General features: G+C 40.5%; 17 protein-coding genes. 11 read left to right on the forward strand and 6 right to left on the reverse strand.

All coding sequences use genetic code 11. From position 1 onward, the window contains the following. The first annotated feature begins 116 nt into the window (after positions 1 to 116). The gene (locus tag ORH16_RS08910; protein ID WP_265458130.1) at positions 117 to 1,001 is read left to right on the forward strand and encodes an ROK family protein; all 885 of its coding nucleotides are present in this window, start codon (positions 117 to 119) and stop codon (positions 999 to 1,001) included. Then, on the forward strand, positions 998 to 3,265 hold the full coding sequence (gene yicI, locus ORH16_RS08915) for an alpha-xylosidase (protein WP_265458131.1): 2,268 nt from the start codon (positions 998 to 1,000) through the stop codon (positions 3,263 to 3,265). Before ORH16_RS08910 ends, yicI begins: the two co-directional genes overlap by 4 nt. Before the next feature lie 91 nt (positions 3,266 to 3,356). Here yicI and ORH16_RS08920 read toward each other — a convergent pair whose 3' ends face one another. Beyond that, entirely contained in the window at positions 3,357 to 4,133 is a 777-nt protein-coding gene (locus ORH16_RS08920; RefSeq protein ID WP_265458133.1) for an epoxyqueuosine reductase QueH, read from the reverse strand. A 343-nt stretch (positions 4,134 to 4,476) separates the two neighbouring features. Here ORH16_RS08920 and ORH16_RS08925 point away from each other — a divergent pair, with 343 nt between their 5' ends. Next, complete coding sequence (locus ORH16_RS08925; RefSeq protein WP_265458135.1) at positions 4,477 to 7,158, forward strand: HAD-IC family P-type ATPase; 2,682 nt, start codon at positions 4,477 to 4,479, stop codon at positions 7,156 to 7,158. Positions 7,159 to 7,300: 142 nt separating this feature from the next. Here the strand turns inward: ORH16_RS08925 and ORH16_RS08930 are convergent, their stop codons facing one another. Further along, on the reverse strand, positions 7,301 to 7,930 hold the full coding sequence (locus tag ORH16_RS08930) for a hypothetical protein (RefSeq protein ID WP_265458137.1): 630 nt from the start codon (positions 7,928 to 7,930) through the stop codon (positions 7,301 to 7,303). A 198-nt stretch (positions 7,931 to 8,128) separates the two neighbouring features. Between ORH16_RS08930 and ORH16_RS08935 the strand changes: the two genes are divergently transcribed. From ORH16_RS08935 to ORH16_RS08950, 4 genes are all read left to right on the forward strand, one after another. Next, positions 8,129 to 9,361 carry an MFS transporter gene (locus tag ORH16_RS08935; protein ID WP_265458139.1) on the forward strand — a complete coding sequence of 411 codons (1,233 nt, stop codon included), beginning with the start codon at positions 8,129 to 8,131 and terminating at the stop codon, positions 9,359 to 9,361. A gap of 38 nt (positions 9,362 to 9,399) precedes the next feature. Continuing rightward, the gene (locus tag ORH16_RS08940; protein WP_265458141.1) at positions 9,400 to 10,362 is read left to right on the forward strand and encodes an aldo/keto reductase; all 963 of its coding nucleotides are present in this window, start codon (positions 9,400 to 9,402) and stop codon (positions 10,360 to 10,362) included. Between the two features lie 376 nt (positions 10,363 to 10,738). Then, on the forward strand, positions 10,739 to 12,499 hold the full coding sequence (recQ, locus tag ORH16_RS08945) for a DNA helicase RecQ (RefSeq protein ID WP_265458143.1): 1,761 nt from the start codon (positions 10,739 to 10,741) through the stop codon (positions 12,497 to 12,499). Positions 12,500 to 12,715: 216 nt separating this feature from the next. After that, positions 12,716 to 13,666: a serine hydrolase gene (locus ORH16_RS08950; protein WP_265458145.1), complete on the forward strand. Its 951-nt coding sequence runs from the start codon at positions 12,716 to 12,718 to the stop codon at positions 13,664 to 13,666. Between the two features lie 99 nt (positions 13,667 to 13,765). On the opposite strand, the gene ORH16_RS08955 is transcribed toward ORH16_RS08950, so the two are convergent. From ORH16_RS08955 to ORH16_RS08970, 4 genes are all read right to left on the reverse strand, one after another. Continuing rightward, on the reverse strand, positions 13,766 to 15,115 hold the full coding sequence (locus ORH16_RS08955; RefSeq protein WP_265458147.1) for a glycosyltransferase family 2 protein: 1,350 nt from the start codon (positions 15,113 to 15,115) through the stop codon (positions 13,766 to 13,768). Then, positions 15,112 to 15,618 carry a cell division protein gene (locus tag ORH16_RS08960; protein WP_265458149.1) on the reverse strand — a complete coding sequence of 169 codons (507 nt, stop codon included), beginning with the start codon at positions 15,616 to 15,618 and terminating at the stop codon, positions 15,112 to 15,114. Before ORH16_RS08960 ends, ORH16_RS08955 begins: the two co-directional genes overlap by 4 nt. A 227-nt stretch (positions 15,619 to 15,845) precedes the next feature. Further along, positions 15,846 to 16,823 (reverse strand): aldo/keto reductase, encoded by a 978-nt coding sequence (locus ORH16_RS08965; RefSeq protein WP_265458151.1) that lies wholly within the window; start codon positions 16,821 to 16,823, stop codon positions 15,846 to 15,848. 4 nt (positions 16,824 to 16,827) lie between these two features. Next, the gene (locus ORH16_RS08970; RefSeq protein ID WP_265458153.1) at positions 16,828 to 18,057 is read right to left on the reverse strand and encodes an OFA family MFS transporter; all 1,230 of its coding nucleotides are present in this window, start codon (positions 18,055 to 18,057) and stop codon (positions 16,828 to 16,830) included. 146 nt (positions 18,058 to 18,203) lie between these two features. Between ORH16_RS08970 and ORH16_RS08975 the strand changes: the two genes are divergently transcribed. The 4 genes from ORH16_RS08975 to ORH16_RS08990 all read left to right on the forward strand — a co-directional run bounded on the left by ORH16_RS08975 (position 18,204) and on the right by ORH16_RS08990 (position 22,279). Next, entirely contained in the window at positions 18,204 to 19,076 is an 873-nt protein-coding gene (locus ORH16_RS08975) for a LysR family transcriptional regulator (protein WP_265458155.1), read from the forward strand. Between the two features lie 19 nt (positions 19,077 to 19,095). Further along, the gene (locus ORH16_RS08980) at positions 19,096 to 19,713 is read left to right on the forward strand and encodes a DUF1054 domain-containing protein (RefSeq protein WP_265458156.1); all 618 of its coding nucleotides are present in this window, start codon (positions 19,096 to 19,098) and stop codon (positions 19,711 to 19,713) included. A gap of 153 nt (positions 19,714 to 19,866) precedes the next feature. After that, the gene (locus ORH16_RS08985) at positions 19,867 to 20,571 is read left to right on the forward strand and encodes a gamma-glutamyl-gamma-aminobutyrate hydrolase family protein (RefSeq protein ID WP_265458157.1); all 705 of its coding nucleotides are present in this window, start codon (positions 19,867 to 19,869) and stop codon (positions 20,569 to 20,571) included. 55 nt (positions 20,572 to 20,626) lie between these two features. Further along, positions 20,627 to 22,279: a peptide ABC transporter substrate-binding protein gene (locus ORH16_RS08990; protein WP_265458158.1), complete on the forward strand. Its 1,653-nt coding sequence runs from the start codon at positions 20,627 to 20,629 to the stop codon at positions 22,277 to 22,279. The last annotated feature ends 46 nt before the right edge of the window (positions 22,280 to 22,325 follow it).

Raw genomic sequence — 22,325 nt, forward strand, 5'->3', positions numbered from 1 at the left:
CAGGTCAAAGGAAAAGACTATTTTTCACAGTATTGCCACTAATATTAGCGGTATTAAAAAGAGCAAGTGATTACGTATAATAAACTTTGAAAGGGTTATCATTAGGAGGTGTTGAAGTGAACTACTTGTGTTTTGATGTTGGCGGGACCTTTGTCAAATACGCAGTATTAACTGACGAAGGCCAGTTTTTAACTAAGGGGAAGATGCCAACGAATCATGAGAAAAAAATTTTTTTCGCCAGTCTAGCAGACTGCTATTTTACTGCCAAAAATAGTTTTCAGATTGAAGGAATTGGTCTGAGTTTTCCCGGATTTATCAATCCAGAAAGTGGTGAGGCACTTCTGGCTGGGGCTTTAGCTAATTTGCACGGAGCCAATATTATTGAATTATTGGCAGCGGAGATTAATCACGAGGTTTCCATCAAAATTGAGAATGATGTCAATTGTGCTGCTTTAGCAGAATTAGCTAAAGGAAATGCCCGAGACATTGCAGATTTTTTACTGATTACACTTGGTACTGGAATTGGTGGAGCCATTGTCGAGAATCGAGAAATTATTCATGGTGCGGGTTTTAGAGCCGGTGAATTTGGAATGATGATTACTAATTTTTCTGATAGCGGCTATCAAACGCTTCATGACTTCGCTTCAACTAGAGCTTTAGTTGACCAATACCGTCAGTTTTATCAAATATCAGCGGCACAAGAGATTTCTGGGGAAGAAATTTTTGCCGATGAGCGATTGACAACCAAAGAAATTTTAAGAAATTGGAGTCGCTATGTAGCAATTGCAATTTTTAACACTGTGACAACTTTGAATCCCCAAAAAGTTTTACTTGGCGGTGGTGTCAGTCAAAATCCGCAATTAGTACCGTTAGTTGAAGCAGCTTTGCAAGAAAACCCCCACTGGCCGGATTTATCAGTGGCGGTGGAAAAATGTTTTTATTCAAATGACGCTGGTTTATTAGGCGCTTTATATTTAATTTCAAAGGAGCGAAAAGGATGAAATATTCAGATGGTGGATGGCTAATTAAAGAAGGCTATGATGTTAAGTATGTCGTACATATTTACGATGCGGTTCAAAAGGAAAATAAGCTGATTGCCTATATGCCTTATACTTATGTTGGTCATAAAGGAGCAACATTAGATGGCGGACTGTTAACAATGGAAATATCCACGCCCCATCAAGATGTTATCGGGGTGAAATTATACAATTATAAAGGAATTCAAAAAAAATTCCCGGACTTTGAAATTAACAGTCAAGAAATCCAACCGGAAATTTTGGAAGATGAAAAAGTGTATCGCTATACATCTGGTGATCTCTCTATCGAATTAACCAAAGGAGAAGGCTTGCAAGCTACTTTTTCTTATAAAGGTAAACCAATTACCCAAAGTCTTTCCCGCAGCAAAGCCTACGTTCATGATCCGAAGGGGCTGCCGCACATCAGTGAGCAGTTGACGATTGGGGTGGATGAAAAAATTTATGGTTTAGGAGAACGATTTACCAATTTTATTAAGAATGGTCAATCTGTTGATATTTGGAATGCCGATGGCGGAACGGGTACCGAACAAGCCTATAAAAATATTCCGTTTTATATTAGCAACCAAGGTTATGGTGTTTTTGTTAACTCACCGGATAAAGTCAGCTTTGAAGTAGGGAGTGAAAAAGTATCCCGCGTTCAGTTTAGTGTACCGGGTGAAGCGTTAGAATACTTCGTGATTGCTGGTGAAACTATAAAAGATGTCCTCACTAACTATACGGATTTAACTGGCAAACCTGCATTACCACCAGCATGGTCATTTGGATTGTGGCTTAGCACTTCCTTTTTAACAGATTATGATGAGAAAACTGTTAATTCCTTTGTCGATGGGATGCTTGAGCGGGATATTCCTTTAGAAGTTTTCCACTTTGATTGTTTATGGATGCGGGAATATGAATGGTGTAACTTTACTTGGGATGAACGAACTTTTCCAGAGCCGGTTAAAATGTTGCAGCGCTTAAAGGCAAAAGGATTAAAAATTTGTGTTTGGATTAATCCTTACATCGGTCAAAAGTCTCCGTTATTTGACGAAGGCATGGCAGGTGGCTATTTCTTGAAGCGAGCGAACGGTGACGTTTGGCAATGGGATAAATGGCAGGCGGGTATGGCAGTCGTTGATTTTACTAATCCAGAGGCAGTTGCTTGGTACAATGGTAAATTAAAAGCTTTGCTAGACATGGGTGTCGATTCTTTTAAAACAGATTTTGGTGAAAGAATTCCGACTGATGCAGTTTACTATAACGGTGCGGATGCTGAAAAAATGCACAACTATTATGCATTTTTATATAATGAAGTCGTTTTTGATTTGCTTAAGAAAGAAAAAGGCGAGGGACAGGCAGTTTTATTTGCCCGCAGTGCAAGTGTAGGTTCACAAAAATTCCCCGTGCACTGGGGAGGTGACAGTACGTCCGACTATCCTTCAATGGCGGAAACCTTACGGGCTGGTTTATCATTTGGTTTAGGTGGTTTTGGTTATTGGAGCCATGATATTTCCGGTTTTGAAGCAGGCTCAACACCAGATTTATACAAACGTTGGACGCAATTTGGCTTGCTTTTTTCTCATAGTCGTTATCATGGTAGTTGGGAGTATAAAGTACCATGGTTATATGGAGAAGAAGCGGTGGCAGTTTCGCAATTCTTTACAAAATTGAAATTAAGTTTGATGCCGTATTTGCAAAGCCAATCGGTTCTGACAACCCAGACAGGTGTGCCGATGATGCGTAGTATGTTCTTAGATTTTGAAAGAGATCGAGCAACCCATACGTTAGATCAGCAGTATATGTTAGGCGAAAATTTATTAGTGGCGCCTGTCTTTAATGATCAGGGAGTCGTTGATTTTTATGTACCGGACACAGAAGATGTTTGGACTGATTATTTATCTGGTAAAACTTATGCTGGTGGAAAATGGTATCAAGAAACCTATGACTATTTCCATCTGCCGCTATTAGTGAAACCTAATAGTATTTTAGTAACCGGTCAGGACAACAAAGCTGAATACGACTACCATCAAAATGTTGAGATTCATGTGTATCAACCACAAAATTGTCAGGCAAAAATATTTGATACTACTGGTCAATACTTAGCAGAAATTTCTATTTCCCGAAATGGTCAACAGGCTTCTGTAGTAATTGACGGGGATGTGACAGGGCAAGTTATCCTTCATTTATCAGCTAAAGAAACTGTGACAGCGCAAATTAAGCAAAAACAATTTTCAATTGATTTGAATTAATAAAGAAACTGTATGCATAGAGAGAAACAAAGAGGAGCTTGGCCATTCTGCCAGCTCCTCTTTTAATTGTATTGGTATCTAAAATTATTGTCTAGACGGATGATTCTTTCGCTTTCACTCTTCTCTCTGGTAACAGCTCTGCCAATTCTGCCTGATGGTCAGCAACGTAAGCTTTGGCTTCTTGGTTGACTGCTTTGATATCGGCGCCTTGTTGTTTGGCGGCGAAGATACAGCCGCAATAGCATTGGCGGTAGACATCGTATTCTTTGCACATTTCAATTGAGCGTTGGTAGCCGCTGTTTTTTTTGAAATCGCTGGGTAGATAGTTTGTATTATAAATTTTTTGGATGTCCATGCCGATTTGATTGATTAGAGCACTGTTTTTTTTCGGCGAAATTGTCAGGGCTGAGCCGAAGTAATCAAAGCCTAATTCGGCGGCTTTTTCGGCAGCTAAATCTAAACGCATGTTAAAGCAAGCGGTGCAGCGCTCGCCGCCTTCTGGTTCTTTGTCCAACTTGGCGGCGGTCACCATTTTAACGAATTCGTTTGGTTTATACTCATCGACAATTAGCTGGACAGCATGATTGGTGTTGGTGTTGAAATCATCGATGAATTTTTTTTGAACTAAAACCCGCCGCTGGTACTCACTTTCGGGATGGATATTGGAGTTGGCAAAGAAAATCGTCACATCAGCATATTCACATAAAAATTCTAACGTATAGGTGCTGCAAGGGGCACAGCAGGAGTGCATCAGAATTTTAGGGCGCTCTTCATTTTTTTGCCAATCGCTGATAACTTTGCGTAAAACTTTATCGTAATTGACCTTTTGCATGGCCATTTTTTCTAGGACAGTCGTTACATCTAACATGATTTTGACCTCTTTTTCAGCGGAAAGTCTCCGCAACTAATTGTCCATATTATAACGAAGATTTTCTTTTAGGAAAAGAGTTGTTAAGAATTTTTTTCAACTTACAATGATTATAAAAATGCTAAGAAAATGTAAGCCCTTTGACAACTGCCGTTATTTTTGTTAAGCTTAAATTAATTTTTATTTGGAGGTGATAGTCTAATGGACCCTGACGCCGAGACGTCGTTGTATGTTTTTGAAGTTCCTTATTTTTTAATTGAGTAGAAGGTAGCGGTGCGCATTTTTTTGCGGAGCGTTTATTTGTGTATCTAAAAATTAAAAAATCAAGGAGTGTTTAAACACAATGAAGGAAGATTATCACCAGAGTATCAATCAATTGAAACAAGCTTATCAAGCAGAAAATTTTGAAAATGGACTAAGTGCTGAAGAAGCCGAAAAACGGCTAGCAGCGAATGGTCCCAATCAGCTGACCAGCGAAAAGACGCCAAAGTGGAAACTTTTTGTACGACAGTTTCACAATATGATTATTTATATTTTAGTCTTAGCAGCGTTACTGACGATTTTGATGGGGCATTATTCGGATGCTGTGATTATTGGCTTAGTGGTTATTGCCAATGCCTTAATTGGTTATTATCAAGAAGCCAATGCTTCTGATGCCTTGGATAAAATTAAAGAAATGTTAGCGGCGAAAGCGACCGTTTATCGGGATGGTCAACGGCAGGATATTCCCGCTGAAGATTTAGTTGTCGGCGATGTGGTTTTCTTAGAAGCCGGCGATAGTGTGCCGGCGGATTTGCGGATTGTCGATGCCGATAATTTGCGAATTCAAGAGGCTTCTTTAACCGGTGAAGCCGACTCGTTAGAAAAGACAGCGAAGGATTTAGCTGGTGAAAACATTCCCTTGGCGGAACAATTTAACATGGCCTTTGCCTCCACTTCTGTAACAAATGGGAGTGGGCTTGGCGTCGTGGTTGCGACCGCTGCCGATACGGAAATCGGGAAAATTTCAACGGAGGTCAGCCAGGTTAAAAAAGGTAAGTCACCATTGATGCGCCAAATTGATAATTTAGGTAAAGGCGTTTCTTATGTTGTATTGGCTGCTGCTGTTGCTTTGTTTGCATTAGGTTTATTTTTTGAAACCTATTCCCTTTCGGTTTTAGCTTTAGCTGTTGTGACGATGATTGTCGGTTCGATTCCAGAAGGATTGCCGGCCACCACTTCAGTTATTTTAGCGATGGGCGTAAGCGACATGGCTAAAAACAAACACACGATTGTGAAATCTTTGCCGGCAGTAGAAACATTGGGCTCCGTCGATGTGGTTGCGACCGATAAAACTGGGACCTTGACGAAGAATGAAATGACGGTCAAAGACCTTTTGATTGATGACCATCATTATAAGGTCAGCGGCAATGGCTATGAGCCAGTCGGAAAAATTTCTGAGTTTGGTAAAGAACAGCCAGTGACAGAAAAATTAAAATTATTCTTGGAAGCTGGGTTTGAAGCGAATGATACTTTGTTGTTTGAGGAAAATAAAACGTGGCAGATTAATGGTGAACCGACCGATGGTTCATTTTTAACCTTGTATCATAAAGTTTTTTCAAAGGCACCAGCCTATGAAGAAATCGATATGCTGCCCTTTGATTCAGATTACCGCTACATGGCAAAATTAGTTCGAGGAACCACCGAAGAAAATATTATTTTCATTAAAGGTTCTCCGGATAAATTATTGCCAATGGCCCAAGCCAGTACAGCGGACTTTGCCTTTGATAGCTGGGCCCAAAAAGTTCAGCGATTAACAGAAGAAGGCAAGCGGGTGGTGGCAGTCGGCTATCAGAAAGTGCCGGCGGATGTCACAGAGATTACCCATGAATTATTAGCCGAAGGAATTCAATTTCTCGGCGTTGCCGGAATTATCGACCCGCCGAGGGAAGAAGTCATCAGCGTCTTAAAAGATATGCGGGAAGCCGGTGTTGAAGTTAAAATGATTACCGGTGATCACCCGACGACTGCTAAAACGATTGGAGAAAAATTAGGGTTAGCCAAAAATATCAAAGTGATTACTGGTCCGGATTGGGATCAGCTTTCTGAAGTAGAGAAAGCTGAAACAGCAGTCAGCCACCAAGTTTTTGCCCGCACGACGCCAAAAAATAAATTGGAAATCGTTGCCGCTTTACAAGAGAGCGGCAAAGTCACCGCCATGACTGGTGACGGTGTCAATGATGCACCAGCTTTGAAGAAAGCCGACATCGGCGTGGCAATGGGGATTACTGGGACGGACGTGGCCAAAGATTCGGCGGATATGATTTTAGCCAATGATAGTTTTGCGACAATTGGGGTGGCGATTCGTGAAGGTCGCCGAATTTACGATAATATTAAAAAGAGTATTCTCTTTTTATTGCCGACCTCTTTTGCAGAAGGGCTGATTATTGCCTTCACCATTTTAATGCAGCGGGAAATGCCGTTGCAGGCGACCCAATTGTTATGGATTAATATGGTTTCGGCGATTACGATTCAGTTTGCCTTTATTTTTGAACCGGCAGAAGCGGGAATTATGCAGCGGAAGCCCCGCAAAAATTCCGCCAACTTGATGAATCGCCATGATGTGATTCAGATGGCGTATGTCTCTATTTTGATGGCGCTGATTAGTTTGTTTGCCTATGAGTGGATTCTTGCTCAAGGGGTTAATCAGGTAACAGCTAGCACGATGATGGTGAATATTATGGTGATGAGTAAGATTTTCTACCTCTTTAATATCCGGACCAACAGCTTTGCCTTTTCAAAAGATTTCTTCAGCAACAAAATGGCTTTTGTTATCATTGCCATTATGTTAGGGCTCCAGCTGTTACTCACCTATGTGCCGTTTATGAATCAGTTTTTCCACACGGAAGCGATGAGTTTGACGGAATGGGGCGTGACTTTAGTGGCCGGAGCGTTAATCTTGGTGATTACCGAAGCGGATAAATTTATTCGCCATAAATTCGGCAACCAAGAAGAAAAAGATTTGTACGCCAGTGAATGGCGCTAATCTATAAAAGCCATTAGACAAAAATAAACCGCAGGAGTTTTGCCTAGCTTTTTCAGCTAGAGGCTAACTCCTGCGGTTTTTTATTTAAAAAATTGAAGGATTGAAAAGCTCTTGGCGCAGGCTTTTCAATCCTTCATTTATGTTAGTCTTCACGATTAAATTCCCGTAGTAATAGACGATAAATGTAGGAAAAATTTCCTAGAAAGACATAAAGGCAGCTTGCCAGTAACAAGCCAAGAAAGGTCCAGATTGGAAAAGGAAATGTTTTTAATAAGCTGCTGAATTCAGCTGCACTCATCAAGCCAACCATGCTGCGGCGATATAAAAAATTGCCGATTGCTAAACCAATTGGCTGAGAAATTAATAGATAGCAGATGGATTGTAAAGCAAATTCGCAGGCAATTATCGAAGTCCGTTCCCCGAGAAAACTTTGAATTTCAAAATCCTCCTTTTGAATTTGGGCATATTGAATGGTGCTGCGTTTAGTATACACCGCCATCAAGACAAAAAAACAAAAGGAAAGCAAGGTCGCCATAAATTTTGCCAGTTGAATCGGCAACGTGTTGCTGACGGATTGGATGCCCAAAGAAGATTTTGCGGCAGCTGCCATGGAGTCTGCCTGCCAGTGACCGATGAAAGAGCTGTAAAGCATAAAGAAGTAGCAGAAGCTGCCGACGATGATTAATAATAAAAGCGTACCTAGCTTGCCTTTGGTTCGCCACAGATTTTTGGCAGAATTTTCTAAAATGTAATTTATTTCCAACTTTTTCATCTCCTTTCATTCTCCTTACAAATAGCTTATCAAGTTTTGATTTTTAATGCAAATCTACATATGAATTTAATTTATAAAAACAATCAAAATAAAGCATTAGTTTTATCATTCTACCTGTATTAAACTATTTGTGCAGAGTTAATGTGAAAAGTATCACATTAACAAAAAAACGCTGGGAAAATTAAAGGGGTTCAGGACATGTTAAAAAACAAATATTTTTCAACGTCACTCGGTTTATACATGAATTATTTTGTACAGGGTATCCAAGCAATTATTATTTCACAGAACATCAATAACTTTGCTGAAAACTGGAACACCACCACGGCTGGCGTGATGGGCGTGATTGCCGCTACCGGAATCGGCAAGATTATCGTGTTGCTTTTCTCAGGTATGTTAGCGGATAAATTTGGTCGCAAGCCGATTGCTTTAATCGGAATGGTTGGCTACATTTGTTTCTTCGGCGGGTTAATTTTATGTAATAATTTAACCTTAGCTTATGTGGTGGCTTTCACAGCTGGTGCGGCAACCTCCTTCTTAGATGGGGCAACTTATCCTGCTTTGATGGAAATTTATCCAGACCGGCCAAGTGTTGCTTCCGTAATTGTCAAAGGTTTTATCGCAGCCGGCGGTGTTGCACCGTTGTTTATCAGTTTCTTGAGAACAAATAATTTTTGGTATGGCTGGTCATTAGTTTTACCATTAGCCGTGGTTGCAGTGAATTTCATTTTCATGATGACTGCCAAATTCCCGGATATTAAAGGAAAAGAAGTTGCCAAGGAAGAAAAAGCAGAGGAAGCAAAATTTTCCAGCAAGCCGAAGTTTTATCTGGAAGGTATCTTTTTAATGGCATACGCCTTCTTTATCTTCGGTACTTTCTATTTGTGGCAACAAACATCAACTTTATACGCAGTTGATATTGTTGGGATGTCTGATGTAGCTTCAAGTAGTTTAGTAACAATTTATAGTTTAGGTAGTTTCATTGCGGTACTTTTAACTTCAGTTATCATGTCTAAAGGTATCAAAGATATCACCGTCATGATTGTGTACGGTTTAGTGGCTACTTTATTATTAGCAATGGTGTATCTAATTCCGAGTCAATTAACATTAACAATCGGTTCCTTCGGTGTTGGTTTCTTCGCTGCTGGTGGTGTCTTGCAAATCGGTAATGCGATGTTGAGTCAATTCTTCCCTGAAGGCAAAGGCCGTAACACAAGTCTTTACAATGTCTTTATGGCAGGGGCTTCTTATGTGGTACCAGTTTTAGTTCAAACGTTAATGGCTGGCGACTTCACTCGTGTCATGCTGTTAGCAGTTGCTTTTTCAACCGTTTGTTTTGTCCTAGCACTCTTAATCGGAATGCGTTACAGCAAAGTGTTCGGTGCCAAAATTGGTAATAAATTTGGCAAAACAGCCGATGCCAACAGTAAATAAATTTCAAAAGAAAAGCAAAAATTAAGGAGCGTTTCACAATGACAATGACTTATACGAAAATCAAAGGAATCGACAAAGAGGTTGCCCGTGTTTCATTAGGAACTGGCTGGTTTGGCCCAGAAGATGAAGCGGTGATTTTTGATTTGATGGATGAATATGTTAAACAAGGCGGCAACGTAATTGATACGGGACGTTTTTATAACGGCGGCAAGTCTGAAACAATTATCACTAAATGGTTAAAAGAGCGGGGCAATCGTGACGAGTTAATTCTTGTCAATAAAGCGGTTCATCATTATGTGGATGAAAACAATGTTCATTATCCAGAGCAAAGCCGTGTTGCTGCTAAATACATTACCGAAGATTTAGAATTTTCTTTGAAAAATATGGGCGTGGATTTCTTTGACTTATACGTCTTGCATCGAGACGATGAATCCGTTCCTGTAGCGGAATTGATGGATCGTTTAGAAGAGCATCATCAAGAAGGTAAAATTAAAGCTTATGGTATGAGCAACTGGTCATTGGCTCGGGTCAAAGAGGCCGCTGAATATTGTAACGCTAAAGGCTATCAAGGCATTAGTGTCAACAGCCCGTCCTTTACTTTAGCTGATGTTGAAAAACCTCGCTGGGTAGGAACTGTCTATGCAGATGCCGATTATGTTAAAGCCAACGCTGATTTAGGTATCACTGTGATGAGTTGGGGTGCTCAAAGTGCCGGCTTCTTCGTTCCTTTATGGAAAGATATGAACGCTGATGCTCCTCAAGATATTAAAGACGCCTTCTTCACGGAAAGAAACTTTAAAAAATTAGCTCGCGTCGAAGAATTAGCTGCGAAAAAAGGCGTGGAGCCAGTTAACGTTGCGTTAGCCTATGTTTTAGACCCTCGTTTTGAAGTAACAGTTTCGATTGGACCTCGTAATAAAAATGAATTGCTTTCAAGCTTAAAAGCCTTAGAGGTTAGCTTGACTCCAGCAGAAATTGCTTATTTAGAATTAAAAGATTAAGACCTTATAATAGAAGACTTGCTCATCCTTTATCATGAAAGGAGCGCATGTCTTCTTTATTTTATTTATCTAAAAGAAGTCTGACATAAGTAATAAATGAAAAGTGCTGATTTTCACAATGACTCTTTATATAGTAGAAATTTGTAAAGCAGTAGATTAAAAAACTTTCGGTTAGTATTTATAACCGTAAAGCAGCTGTTGAAAAGCTTAAATTATACAAAATTTTTTATCACGAAGTAAGTGGCTGATTTTTGCAAATCTTTTTATAGCGCATTGAAAGAAGTAAAATTCAGCTGCTTTATTTTTTTATTTTTGACAGCCTTTTTTCTTTGACAACTTTTGCGTATAATGAGGGGTGTTTAGAAATGAGGCTAGTATGCAAAATTTAATTCCTTTATTAGAAAAAACTTTTGGTTATCGCAGTTTTCGTCCGGGACAGCAGGCGATTATTGAGAAAATTTTTGAAAAAAAACCAGTGCTGGGGATTATGCCCACTGGCGGCGGTAAATCGATTTGTTATCAACTGCCAGCACTAGCATTACCCGGTGTAACTTTAGTGATTTCACCGCTGATTGCCTTGATGAAAGATCAGGTGGACAGTCTGCAGGAGATGGGGATTGCGGCGGCCTATATTAATAGCAGCCTCAGTCAAGAGCAATGGCAGCAGCGGATGCAACAAGCCCGCAATGGCGAATTAAAATTGCTTTATGTTGCACCTGAACGTTTGGAGGCCGCTTCTTTTCAACAACTGCTGGAAAGTTTGCCGATTGATTTAGTGGCGATTGACGAAGCCCACTGTATTTCCCAGTGGGGCCATGATTTTCGTCCCAGCTATTTAAAAATTCCTGAGCTGTTGCAGGGCTTGCCGGCTTCTGCTAGCGTGGTGGCTTTAACGGCAACGGCCACGCCGAAAGTGGCCGATGATATTTGCCAGCTGCTAAAGATTCCTGCTGAAAATCGTGTGCAAACGGGTTTTGCCAGAGAAAATTTAGCCTTTGAGGTTGTTAAAGAGCAAAAGGATTTGTACTTACAAGAGTATTTGAAATTAAATAAAGGGCAGGCGGGCATTATTTATGCCGCCACCCGCAAAGAAGTTGACCGTTTATTTTATATTTTAAAAGATGGCGGGTTTTCAGTAGGCCGCTATCATGGCGGTTTATCAGAGGCGGAGCGCTCAAGTAATCAAGAAGCTTTTTTATTTGATCAAAGGACTGTGATGATTGCCACTAATGCCTTTGGAATGGGCATCAACAAAAGCAATGTGCGCTTTGTCATTCACGATCAAATTCCCGGTAATTTGGAATCCTATTATCAAGAGGCTGGCCGTGCAGGTCGGGACGGTCTATCGAGTGAAGCCGTTTTATTATTTGCTCCACAAGATATTCAAGTCCAGAAATTTTTTATCGAACAATCCCAAGGAACGATTGCCTATCAGCAGCAGGAATATTTAAAGCTGCGGGAGATGGAACAATACGCCCATACACAGGGCTGTTTGCAGTGCTATATTCTCCATTACTTTGGTGAGGAAGCAGGCGATTGCGGTCGCTGCAGTAATTGTTTAGACCAAAGGGAACAGGTGGAGATTACTTTAGAAACGCAAAAAATTCTTTCGTGTATTAAGCGCATGGGGGAACGGTTCGGTAAAGGTTTAGTTGCGCAAGTTTTGACCGGTTCAAAAAATCAAAAGGTGCTGCAATGGCATTTTGAAACATTGCCGACCTATGGCTTGATGAAGGACTGGGGCCAAAAAGAACTGACCCAGCTGATTGATTATTTAACAGCGGAGGGTTATCTGATCCCCTCAGACGGACAATTTCCAACGTTAAAATTAGCCAACAGCGGTGTTGAAGTATTGAAGGGCCAGCGGAAAGTTTACCGCCGGCAAGCGCAGGTGCGTCAGTTAGTAGCGGACGATGCTCTATTTGAACGATTGCGGGAGCTGCGCTCAGATTTAGCCCAGCAGCAGAAATTGCCACCATATATGATTTTTTCAGATAAAACCTTGCGGGAGCTAGCGGATAAACAACCGCAAAATTCATTGGAATTTCTGGCTATCAATGGTGTTGGTCAAAATAAACTAGATAAATATGGCGCAGTTTTTATCGACTTAATTCAACAATCAAGTCAAACGGAATAGAAAAATATCAGTGAGTCTAGCTGAGTTGCGTGAAAAGTCAGTGTTCAAAATAAAAAATCAAAAAAGTGCAGTGTCTAAAAAAGTTTGGCTTCATAAAAAGCTTTCAAGGACAGTGGACTTTTTTTGATGATTTCAATTTTTTAAACCCTTAAGCTCTATTTAAGCCACCATCCTTATAGTCATGAAATAAAATAATGTTTAGAAAGAAGGCTTCCTGTGAAATTAAAACATCTAATTTTGGGTGGGGTAATTTTAAGTGGCTTAACGGGATTGGTTTTAGAAGCTTGGTACAATGATGTTTTGGGATTAGCGGCAACAGTCGAAACCACTGAGACGACAGAAACAACAGCAACAACAGCGTCTGGGGCAGCCGCTGTGATGCAACTGGCGACTAGTAGTGAAGAGGACACTCAGGCATTAACGGATTACTTAGAAGATGTGGAGGAAATAATTTCAAGCTATGGCGAAAAAAGTGATGGTGAGCTTTCAATTACCTATACAGATTTAACTAGCGGTGAAACAATTTCTTATAATGGTGAAGTGTTATACGCCGCCGCCAGCACCACAAAAGTACCGCTGGTGATGTATCTCAGTGATCAAATTGATGCCGGTGTTTTGTCATGGGAGGATATCATTTACTACGATGATAGTTATTACGAATCGGGAACAGGCACGATTCAATATGATACTCAAGCAAGCTATACATTAGCGGAGCTAGCTGAACTGGCGATTGTCGAGTCAGATAATATTGCCACCAATATGCTTTATGCTGCCTTAGGAGGGTATGATAGCACTCGTAGTGCCTATTATTTGAAATATTTAGGCGAAGACATCAGTCAAAATGAAAATCAAATTACATCTGATGCAGCGGCAGAAATTTTAAGCTATCTCTATGAAGCAAGTGACACTAATGATAATTATCAAACTTTGATTGAAAATATGCTAGCGACTGCTTTTTCTGAACGCTTAGAGACCACTGAAACAACTGGTTCTGTTGCCCATAAAATTGGCAGTCTCGACAGCGATGTCCATGATATCGGAATTTTTTATAGTAAGGCTCCGTATATTGTGACGGTTTATTCTGAAGGGGTCAGTGATGCAGATCAGCTGATTGCTGAGTTGTCTGATGAGCTGTGGGAATTGCAAACAACCTCTTATCCAAACTAAAAACAGCTGACCAAACTAACGGATGAAGTGATTTCAAAGTTAGACTAAAAAGCTAGCTTTGAAGGATGCTCCATAGTAAATGTTTGGCAGCTGTTTTATTTAATGCAGTTCTTTGATTAAGTCATTTTCGGAAGTATCTTTGGCATGTTTTTTACTCCGCTCAGGACTTTTCCAAGTGCCGGAGCCGTGACCTAAAATAGTTTTAATTGCCGGAATAAAGGTGGTGACAATCGTCAAAGCGTTCATCATCCAATAAAACAACATATACAAAGGTGCAAAGAACATGTATTTTAATTTACGACCGCCGTCATCGGCTAGTAAGGCCGCAGCTAATTGGAAGAAGCCGGAAATCATTTCAAAAATGACAAAGACGAAGGCCATTGTAAACATATGATAAATTCTTTCGTAATTGCCCATGCTCAAAAAGTAAAAGAAGAGCCCGATAAACCAAGCGGTAAAAATCCAAAAACAAAATGACCAGAGAATACTTAAACTTTGGTCAAGATACATAATTGTCCGGCCGATATTTTTGAAGGGATGCAGAAAAACTTTTTTGAAATTGGTCAACCACACTTCCATGCCGCCTTTGGCCCAGCGGCGACGTTGCCGATAAAGCATCCGCATCGTTTCAGGGACTTCCATGAAGAACATAATTTGCGGAGCGAATAAAGAAAGCCAGCCATCCATTTGGTGATCCCATGCAATACTGATATCTTCTGTTGCTCGATCTTGCCGGAAGAGACCGACATCGACTAATGCGTCTTTGCGATACATTGTGTTGGCACCGCTATAGGCATAGAGGCCACCGAAAACACCCTTTTGTGTCCGCTTGATAATGCCGACAATGCTGGAAAATTCAACTGTTTGTGATTTGGTAATTAAGCGGCTGCGATTTTGCACATCCATATTAGCTGTAACGGCTGCAATATTGGTACTATATTGGCGAATAAAATAATTAATATAGCGATTCAAAGCACCTGGTTCAGGAACGGTGTCGGCATCGTTGCTTAAAATTAATTCACCTTTGGCAAAACCAACACCGATATCAAAGGCATGAGCCTTACCTTTATTTTTTTCAATGCGAATGACCCGCAGCTTATCGTATTTTTCCATTAAGCGGGCTAAAATATTGGGAGTATCATCTGTTGAGCCATCGTCAGTGACGAGGACTTCATAGTTTTCATAATTTAATTCAGTCATCAAGTATTCGATTGTGTTTTCAATAACGACTTCTTCATTGTGGGCTGGAACCATGATGGTCACAAAGGGTTCAATCTCAATGGGGATGTCGTCCCATTTTTTTTGCCGATAGCGGAAGATGAACCGATAACAAAAGACACCGATAAACCATGAGAAACCACCTAAGATTGGATAGGTTAATAAAATTAGAAAGAGTAACGTTAAAATAATATCGATTATTTGATTGCCGGTATGAAACATCAGGTTCATAATTTCACCCCATTTTCTTTGTAGAGATCAGCGACAAAGTGCGTGTCGAGATTTTGTTCTTCTTTGACAGCGTAGTATTTGACCGTGTGGCGATACTCTTGACTGCCGAAGCGTTCGTTGTAGCTGTCGTTTAAGACTTGCCGCCGCGTAGCTAGACGTTGATCATCGTAGGTCGTTTCTTTGCGTAACTGACCGCCAAAACGGTGATTATTCCAAAGGGTTAGGCTAACATAGGTAATTAAAATAATAACAAATGAGATGGCTAAGAAAATAACTAAAAACATCAACGCCCGAATTTCTTCAGAATAGCTATGGAAATAGCGGCTGATTTCTAAGTCAGGAAATAAAATCGGAACAAAAATCCAGATAAAAGGCAAGATAACGCCAAACCAACCAACCAGTGCAACCACACTTTGAAAGATTTTTGTGCCCAGATGACCTTTTTCATAATATTTATCTTTGACTAAGATATGGGAAACATCTTCACGGGTAATTTTTTTCATTTTTCTTCACTCCTTTTGACTTCGTTTGTATTCTAGGCTTAATCAAGCAAGAAAGATATTAGTTTGCTTGCAGCTGAGAATCATTTTTTGAAAATTAATCAAATCATAATGAATCCGTTCTTATATGACGAAAGTGTGAAAAAAGATGAAAGAATTAACTTTAATTTTGGACTAAAATAAAAAAATCCAACGGCAGTCACAAACTGTCCGTTGGATTGATTTTTTTATTAAGAAGCTGCTTCTTCTGCAGAATCCGCTTGTAGAGATAAGTAAGCCAGCTCTTTGTCAGTTAATTTTAAATCAAGGGTTTGAATGCAAGAGTCAAATTCTTTACGGCTGCGACTGCCGATAATCGCTGCTGGTTTAAAAGGCTGACACAGGACATAAGCTAAAGCAATGTTGATGCTGTCCACTTGATATTTTTTCGCTAAAACCTGACAGCGGCGCAATTTTTCAAAGTTTTCATCACTGAAAAAGGCATCCTTGATATCTTGCGGCGCATTTTCATCATAAATGTCGGCAAAAAATCCATGGGCTTGTGCAGCCCAGCTAAAGAGCGTTACATCTTTTCCATTGTGCCATTGAGCATAGGCATCATCTGCGTAAACACAACCTGGCCAGCGGGTTTTCTTAACCGTTGCTAAAGAATAAGATGGATTATTGACGGAAAGACCTTGGTAGCCTTTTTTATTGCAATAATTTACAGCATCCTCAACCCGTGATAATTCCCAGTTCGAAACACCGTAAGCCGTAATCAAGCCTTCTTTGCGATGTGCTTCTAAACGATCCATAATCAATTCCACTGGAACATCGGGATCATCTCGATGCATCAAATACAAATCAAAATGATCACAGCCGGTTCGTAAAAGGCTGCTGTGTAAATCATCCGTGATTAAATCGGGTTTCACCCGCCAATATTCAGGGTGATGAGCCCCGTCTTCAGTGATAATCGGATGGCAGGCTTTATCCATAATAATCAATTGCTCCCGATTGTCTCTAGAATCCAACCACTCTTTTAAAATTAATTCCGCTCGGCCAGCGCCGTAAAAACGGCCGGTATCAATCACATTGCCGCCGACTTCTACATATAAGTCGAGCATTTTAAAAATTTCTTCCCGCACATCTGCGCCAATGCCAAACCAAGCGGTCCCCATAATCATTCTTGAAATCGGTTGTTCAATTCCTTTGACTTTAATATATTCCATTTACTTATCCTCGTTTCTTTAAAATTTGACGAACCAATGCAACTAAAACCAAACCTAAGACTGCAACTGCTGCGGCCACATAAAAGACTGTATGATAGGCAGCTGTTCCAGCACTGGCATCCACAAAGCGGGCCGCAATTTGCGGACCAAACAAAGCACCTACTGAGTAACCGAAAAACATAATGCCATAATTGACACCGGAAAATTCCATGCCAAAGGTTTTAGCCGTCAGCGGTGGGAAAACCACCAACACCCCACCGAAGGACCAGCCCAAAATAATTAAAAAGAAAATAAAGACTGGCAATGAGTAAGCAAAGCTTAAACCGATTAAGGCAACAAAAGTTAGCACAAAGATGAGTGCTAGTGTTGGCAGCTCCCCCCATTTATCACAGAGCTTGCCGATAATCAAACGGCCGCAAAGATTTGAAATTAAATTCACAGCCACTAAATTGGAGGCAGCGATAGCACTCATACCTAATTGAGTTTGCCCGATGGCTGATAGCGAGCCAATCATCATGATGCCGGCCGTACAGGCAACGGAAAAGAGCAATAACAGCAGCCAAAATTGTAAAGTTGAAACCATTTCCTTTGGTGAAAAACTTTTTCCAGAGGGATTGCCTTGAGCCGTTTGCTGAATGAAATTTGCTGGCTGCCAGCCTTTTTCTGGTAGAGACATTTTCCAACCGACCGCCCAAATGACAATCAAGTATGCAACTCCTAAATACATTAGGCCTTGAATCCCAAAAGCATCACATAAAATGGCACCGGCTCTAGCAGTCACTAAAGGACCAACGGATGCGGCACAGAGTAAAACGCCAGACATTGTGCCGCGTTTTTCTGGATACCAGCGCAAAGCTGTGTTTAATGCCGGGTTATACAATAAGCCATTGCCGGCGCCAGCGACAAAGCCGCAGGTGATGTAAAGCATCGGAATGCTAGTAGCAAAGGCTGTTGCAAACCAACCTAAACCAAAAACTAAACCACCGACATACATTAATTTTTTTGGACCGGACTTATCGACAATCCGTCCTGAAATAATGCCGAAGAGAGCCATGAAAAATTGGTAAATGGTTAAGGCAAAGGCAACCTGAGCCGCATCACCGCCCGTTGCTTCTTGAAGCGGAATTGAAAAAACAGAAAAGGCCGCTGAAGCCGAACAAACAAAGATGACAAAAAAAGCGGCGACAAAAACGATTTTTCGAACTGATAATTGCTGTTGCTGGGTGATATCCATATTGTTTCACTCCTTGTGTTTTATTTCACAATTAGCATAACTTTTTTCTGAGGGAAGAACCAATACTAATTTTTAGTAAATTCATAGAGAGAATCTATTGATGTGGTATACTGAAAAAAAGTTCCAAAAATTTTTGGAGGTGGCAGATGAATTACAATCATCTAAAGTACTTTAACGCCTTGGCAACAAATGGCAACGTCACAGAGACGGCGAAATTTTTACGAATCAGTCAGCCTTCGTTAACCTATGCGATTAAACATTTAGAGATGGATTTAGGTTTTTCGTTATTTGAAAAAGTCGGGCGTCATATCCAATTAACCAAATCTGGAGAAGAATTTCACAAGGTAACAGAACAAGCAATTGCGGCTGTCGATCAAGCGGCTATCAATTTGCGAGAAGCGGAGCAATTAGCAGCTCAGCAATTAAATATCGGTATCATTCCTACTTTGGCTAGCAGCTTTATGCCCAAAATGCTGCGGGCTAGTCAAAGGGAACACTTTGCAACGGAGGATTACCATATTTTTCATGGCTTTACCAATGAGATTATTGCTAAATTATATACTGGTATCTATGATGTTGGTTTTTGTTCAAAAATAGTTGATGAACGCCTCGAATTTTTTGAAGTCGAGCGTCAATATTTTACTTTGATTGCTAACCAAGATTTTCCCTTGAGTCAGTATTCTATAGAAGAATTATTTCAACAACCACTAGTTACCTATCGCAAAACTGTCCCGATTGGTCAAAACGCCCATCAAGTGTTGCACAGCTACAATCCTTATCCACAAATTGTGGCGGAGATGGATGATGAAACATCGATTGGCGGCTATGTGATGGAAAATCCAGTGATTGCTTTGGTGGCAGATACTTCTTTATTGCGGCAATTTGATTTGCACAAATTTATTTTGCCAGATGAGGATAGGTACCACAGTGTTTATTTGACGGTCTTAAAGGAGCGTCTAGCGGAAACTAAAATTAAACAGTTTGTCGATTTTACCAAAATTTTTATTGCAGGCAGTTAAAAAAGGAGCGGATGCAGTCATGTTAATGTTTACAGATAAAAGCTTTAAAGTGTTTGAAATTGAAGGCCTTGAAAATAGGATGGCAGCCATCAGAAGTGAAATTCAACCCATTTTTCAGGAGCTGGATGATTACTTTAAAAATCACTTAGAAAAAGAATTGAATGAGGAGCTCTTTGTTCATATTGCTCAACACCGTCGCCGCAGTGTCTATCCACCAGAAAATACGTGGTCGGCCCTCAGCCGTAAAAAGCGCGGCTATAAAATGGAGCCGCATTTTCAATTGGGAATTTTTCCGGAATATGTGTTTATGTGGCTATCGTTTATTGACAATCCTCAAAATGAAAAAGCAATGGCAGAGGCAATGTTAGCTCACCCAGAAGTTTTTCCTGGATTAACTGATTTTTCGTTGTCCTTGGACCATACGCAGGCGGCTGTCCTGCCGTTAGAGGAGGCTGATTTGCAGCAGGCTTTGACTCGCTTTAGAGATGTCAAAAAAGGTGAGTTTCAAATTGGTCGAATAATTTATCGTGGTGACAAATTATTCAAGACTCCCACCAAAGCCCGCAAATTTATGCTGGAAACTTACATGGAGTTGTTACCTTTATATCGTTTGGTCATGCCTTGGGCGATAAAATAGTGGGTGATAGTTTTTAACTATCACGTAGCGGTCAAAATTAATATACTTTTTGTGATATTTATATTAAAATAGAAAAATCAATTAAAGAAAGATGAGTTTACTATGAAAATATACTAAGCTCGGCTTTTCTATTTTAAGCAAGAAGGTGTTACAATGGCGAAACCAATTATTGGTGTAGCGGCAAATGAAAGTCAAAATCCGGGAACAGTGCTTTATGAGATGCCAATTTTGTATACGCCCCTCGGCTATACAAAAGCAATTCAAGAAGTTGGCGGATTGGCAATGGTTTTGCCAATCAGTGAAAAGGCAGCTGCAAAAGAATATGTCAGTCAGATAGATAAGCTGGTGTTAGCTGGCGGTCAAAATGTATCACCGAAATTTTATGGAGAGGCAATGACTACTGCGGATTCGACTTTTTTAGCCCGTGATGAGTTTGAATTGGCTTTAATTGAAGCGGCTTTGCTTCAGAAAAAACCAATTTTTGCAGTTTGTCGTGGTATGCAATTGCTGAATGTTGCTTTAGGAGGGACTTTGCATCAAGATATCAGTCAAATGAAAATTTCTCACATGCAAGACCCGATTCCCCGGCAGGTTGCCACCCACAAAATTTTTACGGAAAAAGGCAGCATTTTAAATCATATTTACGGAGATCAGACGATGGTCAATTCTTTTCATCATCAAGCGGTGGATCACTTGGCAACTAATTTTAAGGAAACCGCGTGGAGTCCAGATGATGTGATTGAAGGCATTGAAGATCAGCAGCAACATTTATTAGGGGTACAATGGCATCCAGATTTTGCTTATGATGCTTTGCCGCAGGAATTATCGGCCTTTAGATATTTGGTTGAAAGTCTGTAGGCTAAAATTTTTACTTACATTGGTTAGTTTGGTTTTTAAACGAAAGGGGATTTACATGAAAAAGAAATTTATGGGGCTTTTAGCGACTGCTGCACTTTTATTGGCAGCCTGCAGTGGCGGCGGAGATACAACAGATAGTGGCAGTACTTCGACTTCAGGAGATACAGCTGCAGTGAGTCAAACCATCTCTGTTTCTACAGCTGGGGAACTGACGACTTTAGATAGTGGGCAATACACAGATACGTATAGTTCTGATATGATTGGTCAGCTAGCGGAAGGCTTGTATCGTTTAGATGCCGATGGTCAACCGGAATTGGCAATGGCCGCAGAAGATCCTGAAATCAGTGAGGATGGCTTGACTTACACATTTAAAATTCGTGATGCTGAGTGGAGCAATGGCGATCCGGTGACGGCGAATGATTTTGAATATGCCTTTAAATATGTAGCAAATCCAGAGAATGCGTCATCTAGTATTAATCAAATGGATATTTTCCAAAATGGTTACGAAGTTAGAAACGGAGACGCTGAGCCAGACACGTTAGGTGTGACGGCATTGGATGATGAAACTTTAGAATTAACGTTGGCAAGTCCAATTTCTTATTTGGATCAAATTTTAGTCGGTACGCCATTTATGCCGAGAAATGAAAGTTTTGCTAGTGATTTAGGCACAGCTTATGGTACAAGCTCGGATAATTTTCTCGGTAACGGTCCTTTCACCATTTCTGGTTGGAATGGCAACAGCGAGTCGTGGACTTTAACAAAAAATGAAAATTATTGGGATGCTGACAACGTTCAATTAGATCAAATCGATGTGCAGGTAATTACTGAAACAGCAACTGGCGTTAACTTATTTGATACTGGAGCGCTGGACTTTACTTTATTAACGGATACCTATGCACAAGAAGAACAAGACAACGCATTATCCCATTACGATACTCGTTCATTAGTTGGTTATGTTTCTGCCAACCAAAATCGGGAAGTTACCGGCAATGTTTTAGTGCGCCAGGCCTTGTTACAATCGATTGACAAAGAAGGCTATGTGGAAAATGTTTTAGGTGACGGCTCCACTGCTTTAAATGGTTTTGTTCCGGCTAACTTTGCTTATGATCCAGATAGTGGTGAAGATTTCCGTGAAGAAAATGGCGATTTGTTACCATATGATTTAGATGCAGCAAAAGAAGCTTGGGCTGCCGCTAAAGAAGAATTAGGTCAAGATGAGATTACCTTAGAAATACTTTCCGCAGATTCAACAGTTGCTAGAAGAACAGTTGAATTTTTGCAGGGCCAATGGCAGGATAATTTAGAAGGATTGACCATCAGTGTGGCTTCCATGCCGTTGTCCAATCGTTTGCAACGACAAACCGATGGTGACTTTGATTTAGTCTTTGGGACTTGGACGCCAGATTACGCTGATCCGATTAACTTCTTAGAATTTTATGATTCAACCGGCGGACTGAATACTTCTGGTTACGCTAGTGAATCCTATGATGCCGGCCTGCAGGAGGCCCGCACCACTTTAGCTAACGATCCAGAAGCTCGCTGGGATGAATTATTGGCTTTAGAAAAACAACTGATTGAAGAAGATACCGCAGTTCTGCCGATTTATCAAGGGGCTTTGGCTTATTTACAGTCAGAACGTCTGCAAGGTGTACAAACCTTCCAATTTGGTCGGACAGTTTCTTATCGTTTAGCTTATGTGACGGAATAAAAAATATGATCGATAAACTTTGAAAAGCGCTGCTGCATCTAGTGGC

The sequence above is a fragment of the Enterococcus sp. HY326 genome (assembly GCF_026157065.1).
GTDB lineage: Bacteria > Bacillota > Bacilli > Lactobacillales > Enterococcaceae > HY326.

Coding starts and splice junctions, on each gene's coding strand:
- yicI (WP_265458131.1), top strand. CDS start 998: ATGAAATATTCAGATGGTGGATGGCTAATTAAAGAAGGCTATGATGTT.
- ORH16_RS08920 (WP_265458133.1), bottom strand. CDS start 4,133: ATGTTAGATGTAACGACTGTCCTAGAAAAAATGGCCATGCAAAAGGTC.
- ORH16_RS08925 (WP_265458135.1), top strand. CDS start 4,477: ATGAAGGAAGATTATCACCAGAGTATCAATCAATTGAAACAAGCTTAT.
- ORH16_RS08930 (WP_265458137.1), bottom strand. CDS start 7,930: ATGAAAAAGTTGGAAATAAATTACATTTTAGAAAATTCTGCCAAAAAT.
- ORH16_RS08935 (WP_265458139.1), top strand. CDS start 8,129: ATGTTAAAAAACAAATATTTTTCAACGTCACTCGGTTTATACATGAAT.
- ORH16_RS08940 (WP_265458141.1), top strand. CDS start 9,400: ATGACAATGACTTATACGAAAATCAAAGGAATCGACAAAGAGGTTGCC.
- recQ (WP_265458143.1), top strand. CDS start 10,739: ATGCAAAATTTAATTCCTTTATTAGAAAAAACTTTTGGTTATCGCAGT.
- ORH16_RS08955 (WP_265458147.1), bottom strand. CDS start 15,115: ATGAACCTGATGTTTCATACCGGCAATCAAATAATCGATATTATTTTA.
- ORH16_RS08960 (WP_265458149.1), bottom strand. CDS start 15,618: ATGAAAAAAATTACCCGTGAAGATGTTTCCCATATCTTAGTCAAAGAT.
- ORH16_RS08965 (WP_265458151.1), bottom strand. CDS start 16,823: ATGGAATATATTAAAGTCAAAGGAATTGAACAACCGATTTCAAGAATG.
- ORH16_RS08970 (WP_265458153.1), bottom strand. CDS start 18,057: ATGGATATCACCCAGCAACAGCAATTATCAGTTCGAAAAATCGTTTTT.
- ORH16_RS08975 (WP_265458155.1), top strand. CDS start 18,204: ATGAATTACAATCATCTAAAGTACTTTAACGCCTTGGCAACAAATGGC.
- ORH16_RS08980 (WP_265458156.1), top strand. CDS start 19,096: ATGTTAATGTTTACAGATAAAAGCTTTAAAGTGTTTGAAATTGAAGGC.
- ORH16_RS08985 (WP_265458157.1), top strand. CDS start 19,867: ATGGCGAAACCAATTATTGGTGTAGCGGCAAATGAAAGTCAAAATCCG.
- ORH16_RS08990 (WP_265458158.1), top strand. CDS start 20,627: ATGAAAAAGAAATTTATGGGGCTTTTAGCGACTGCTGCACTTTTATTG.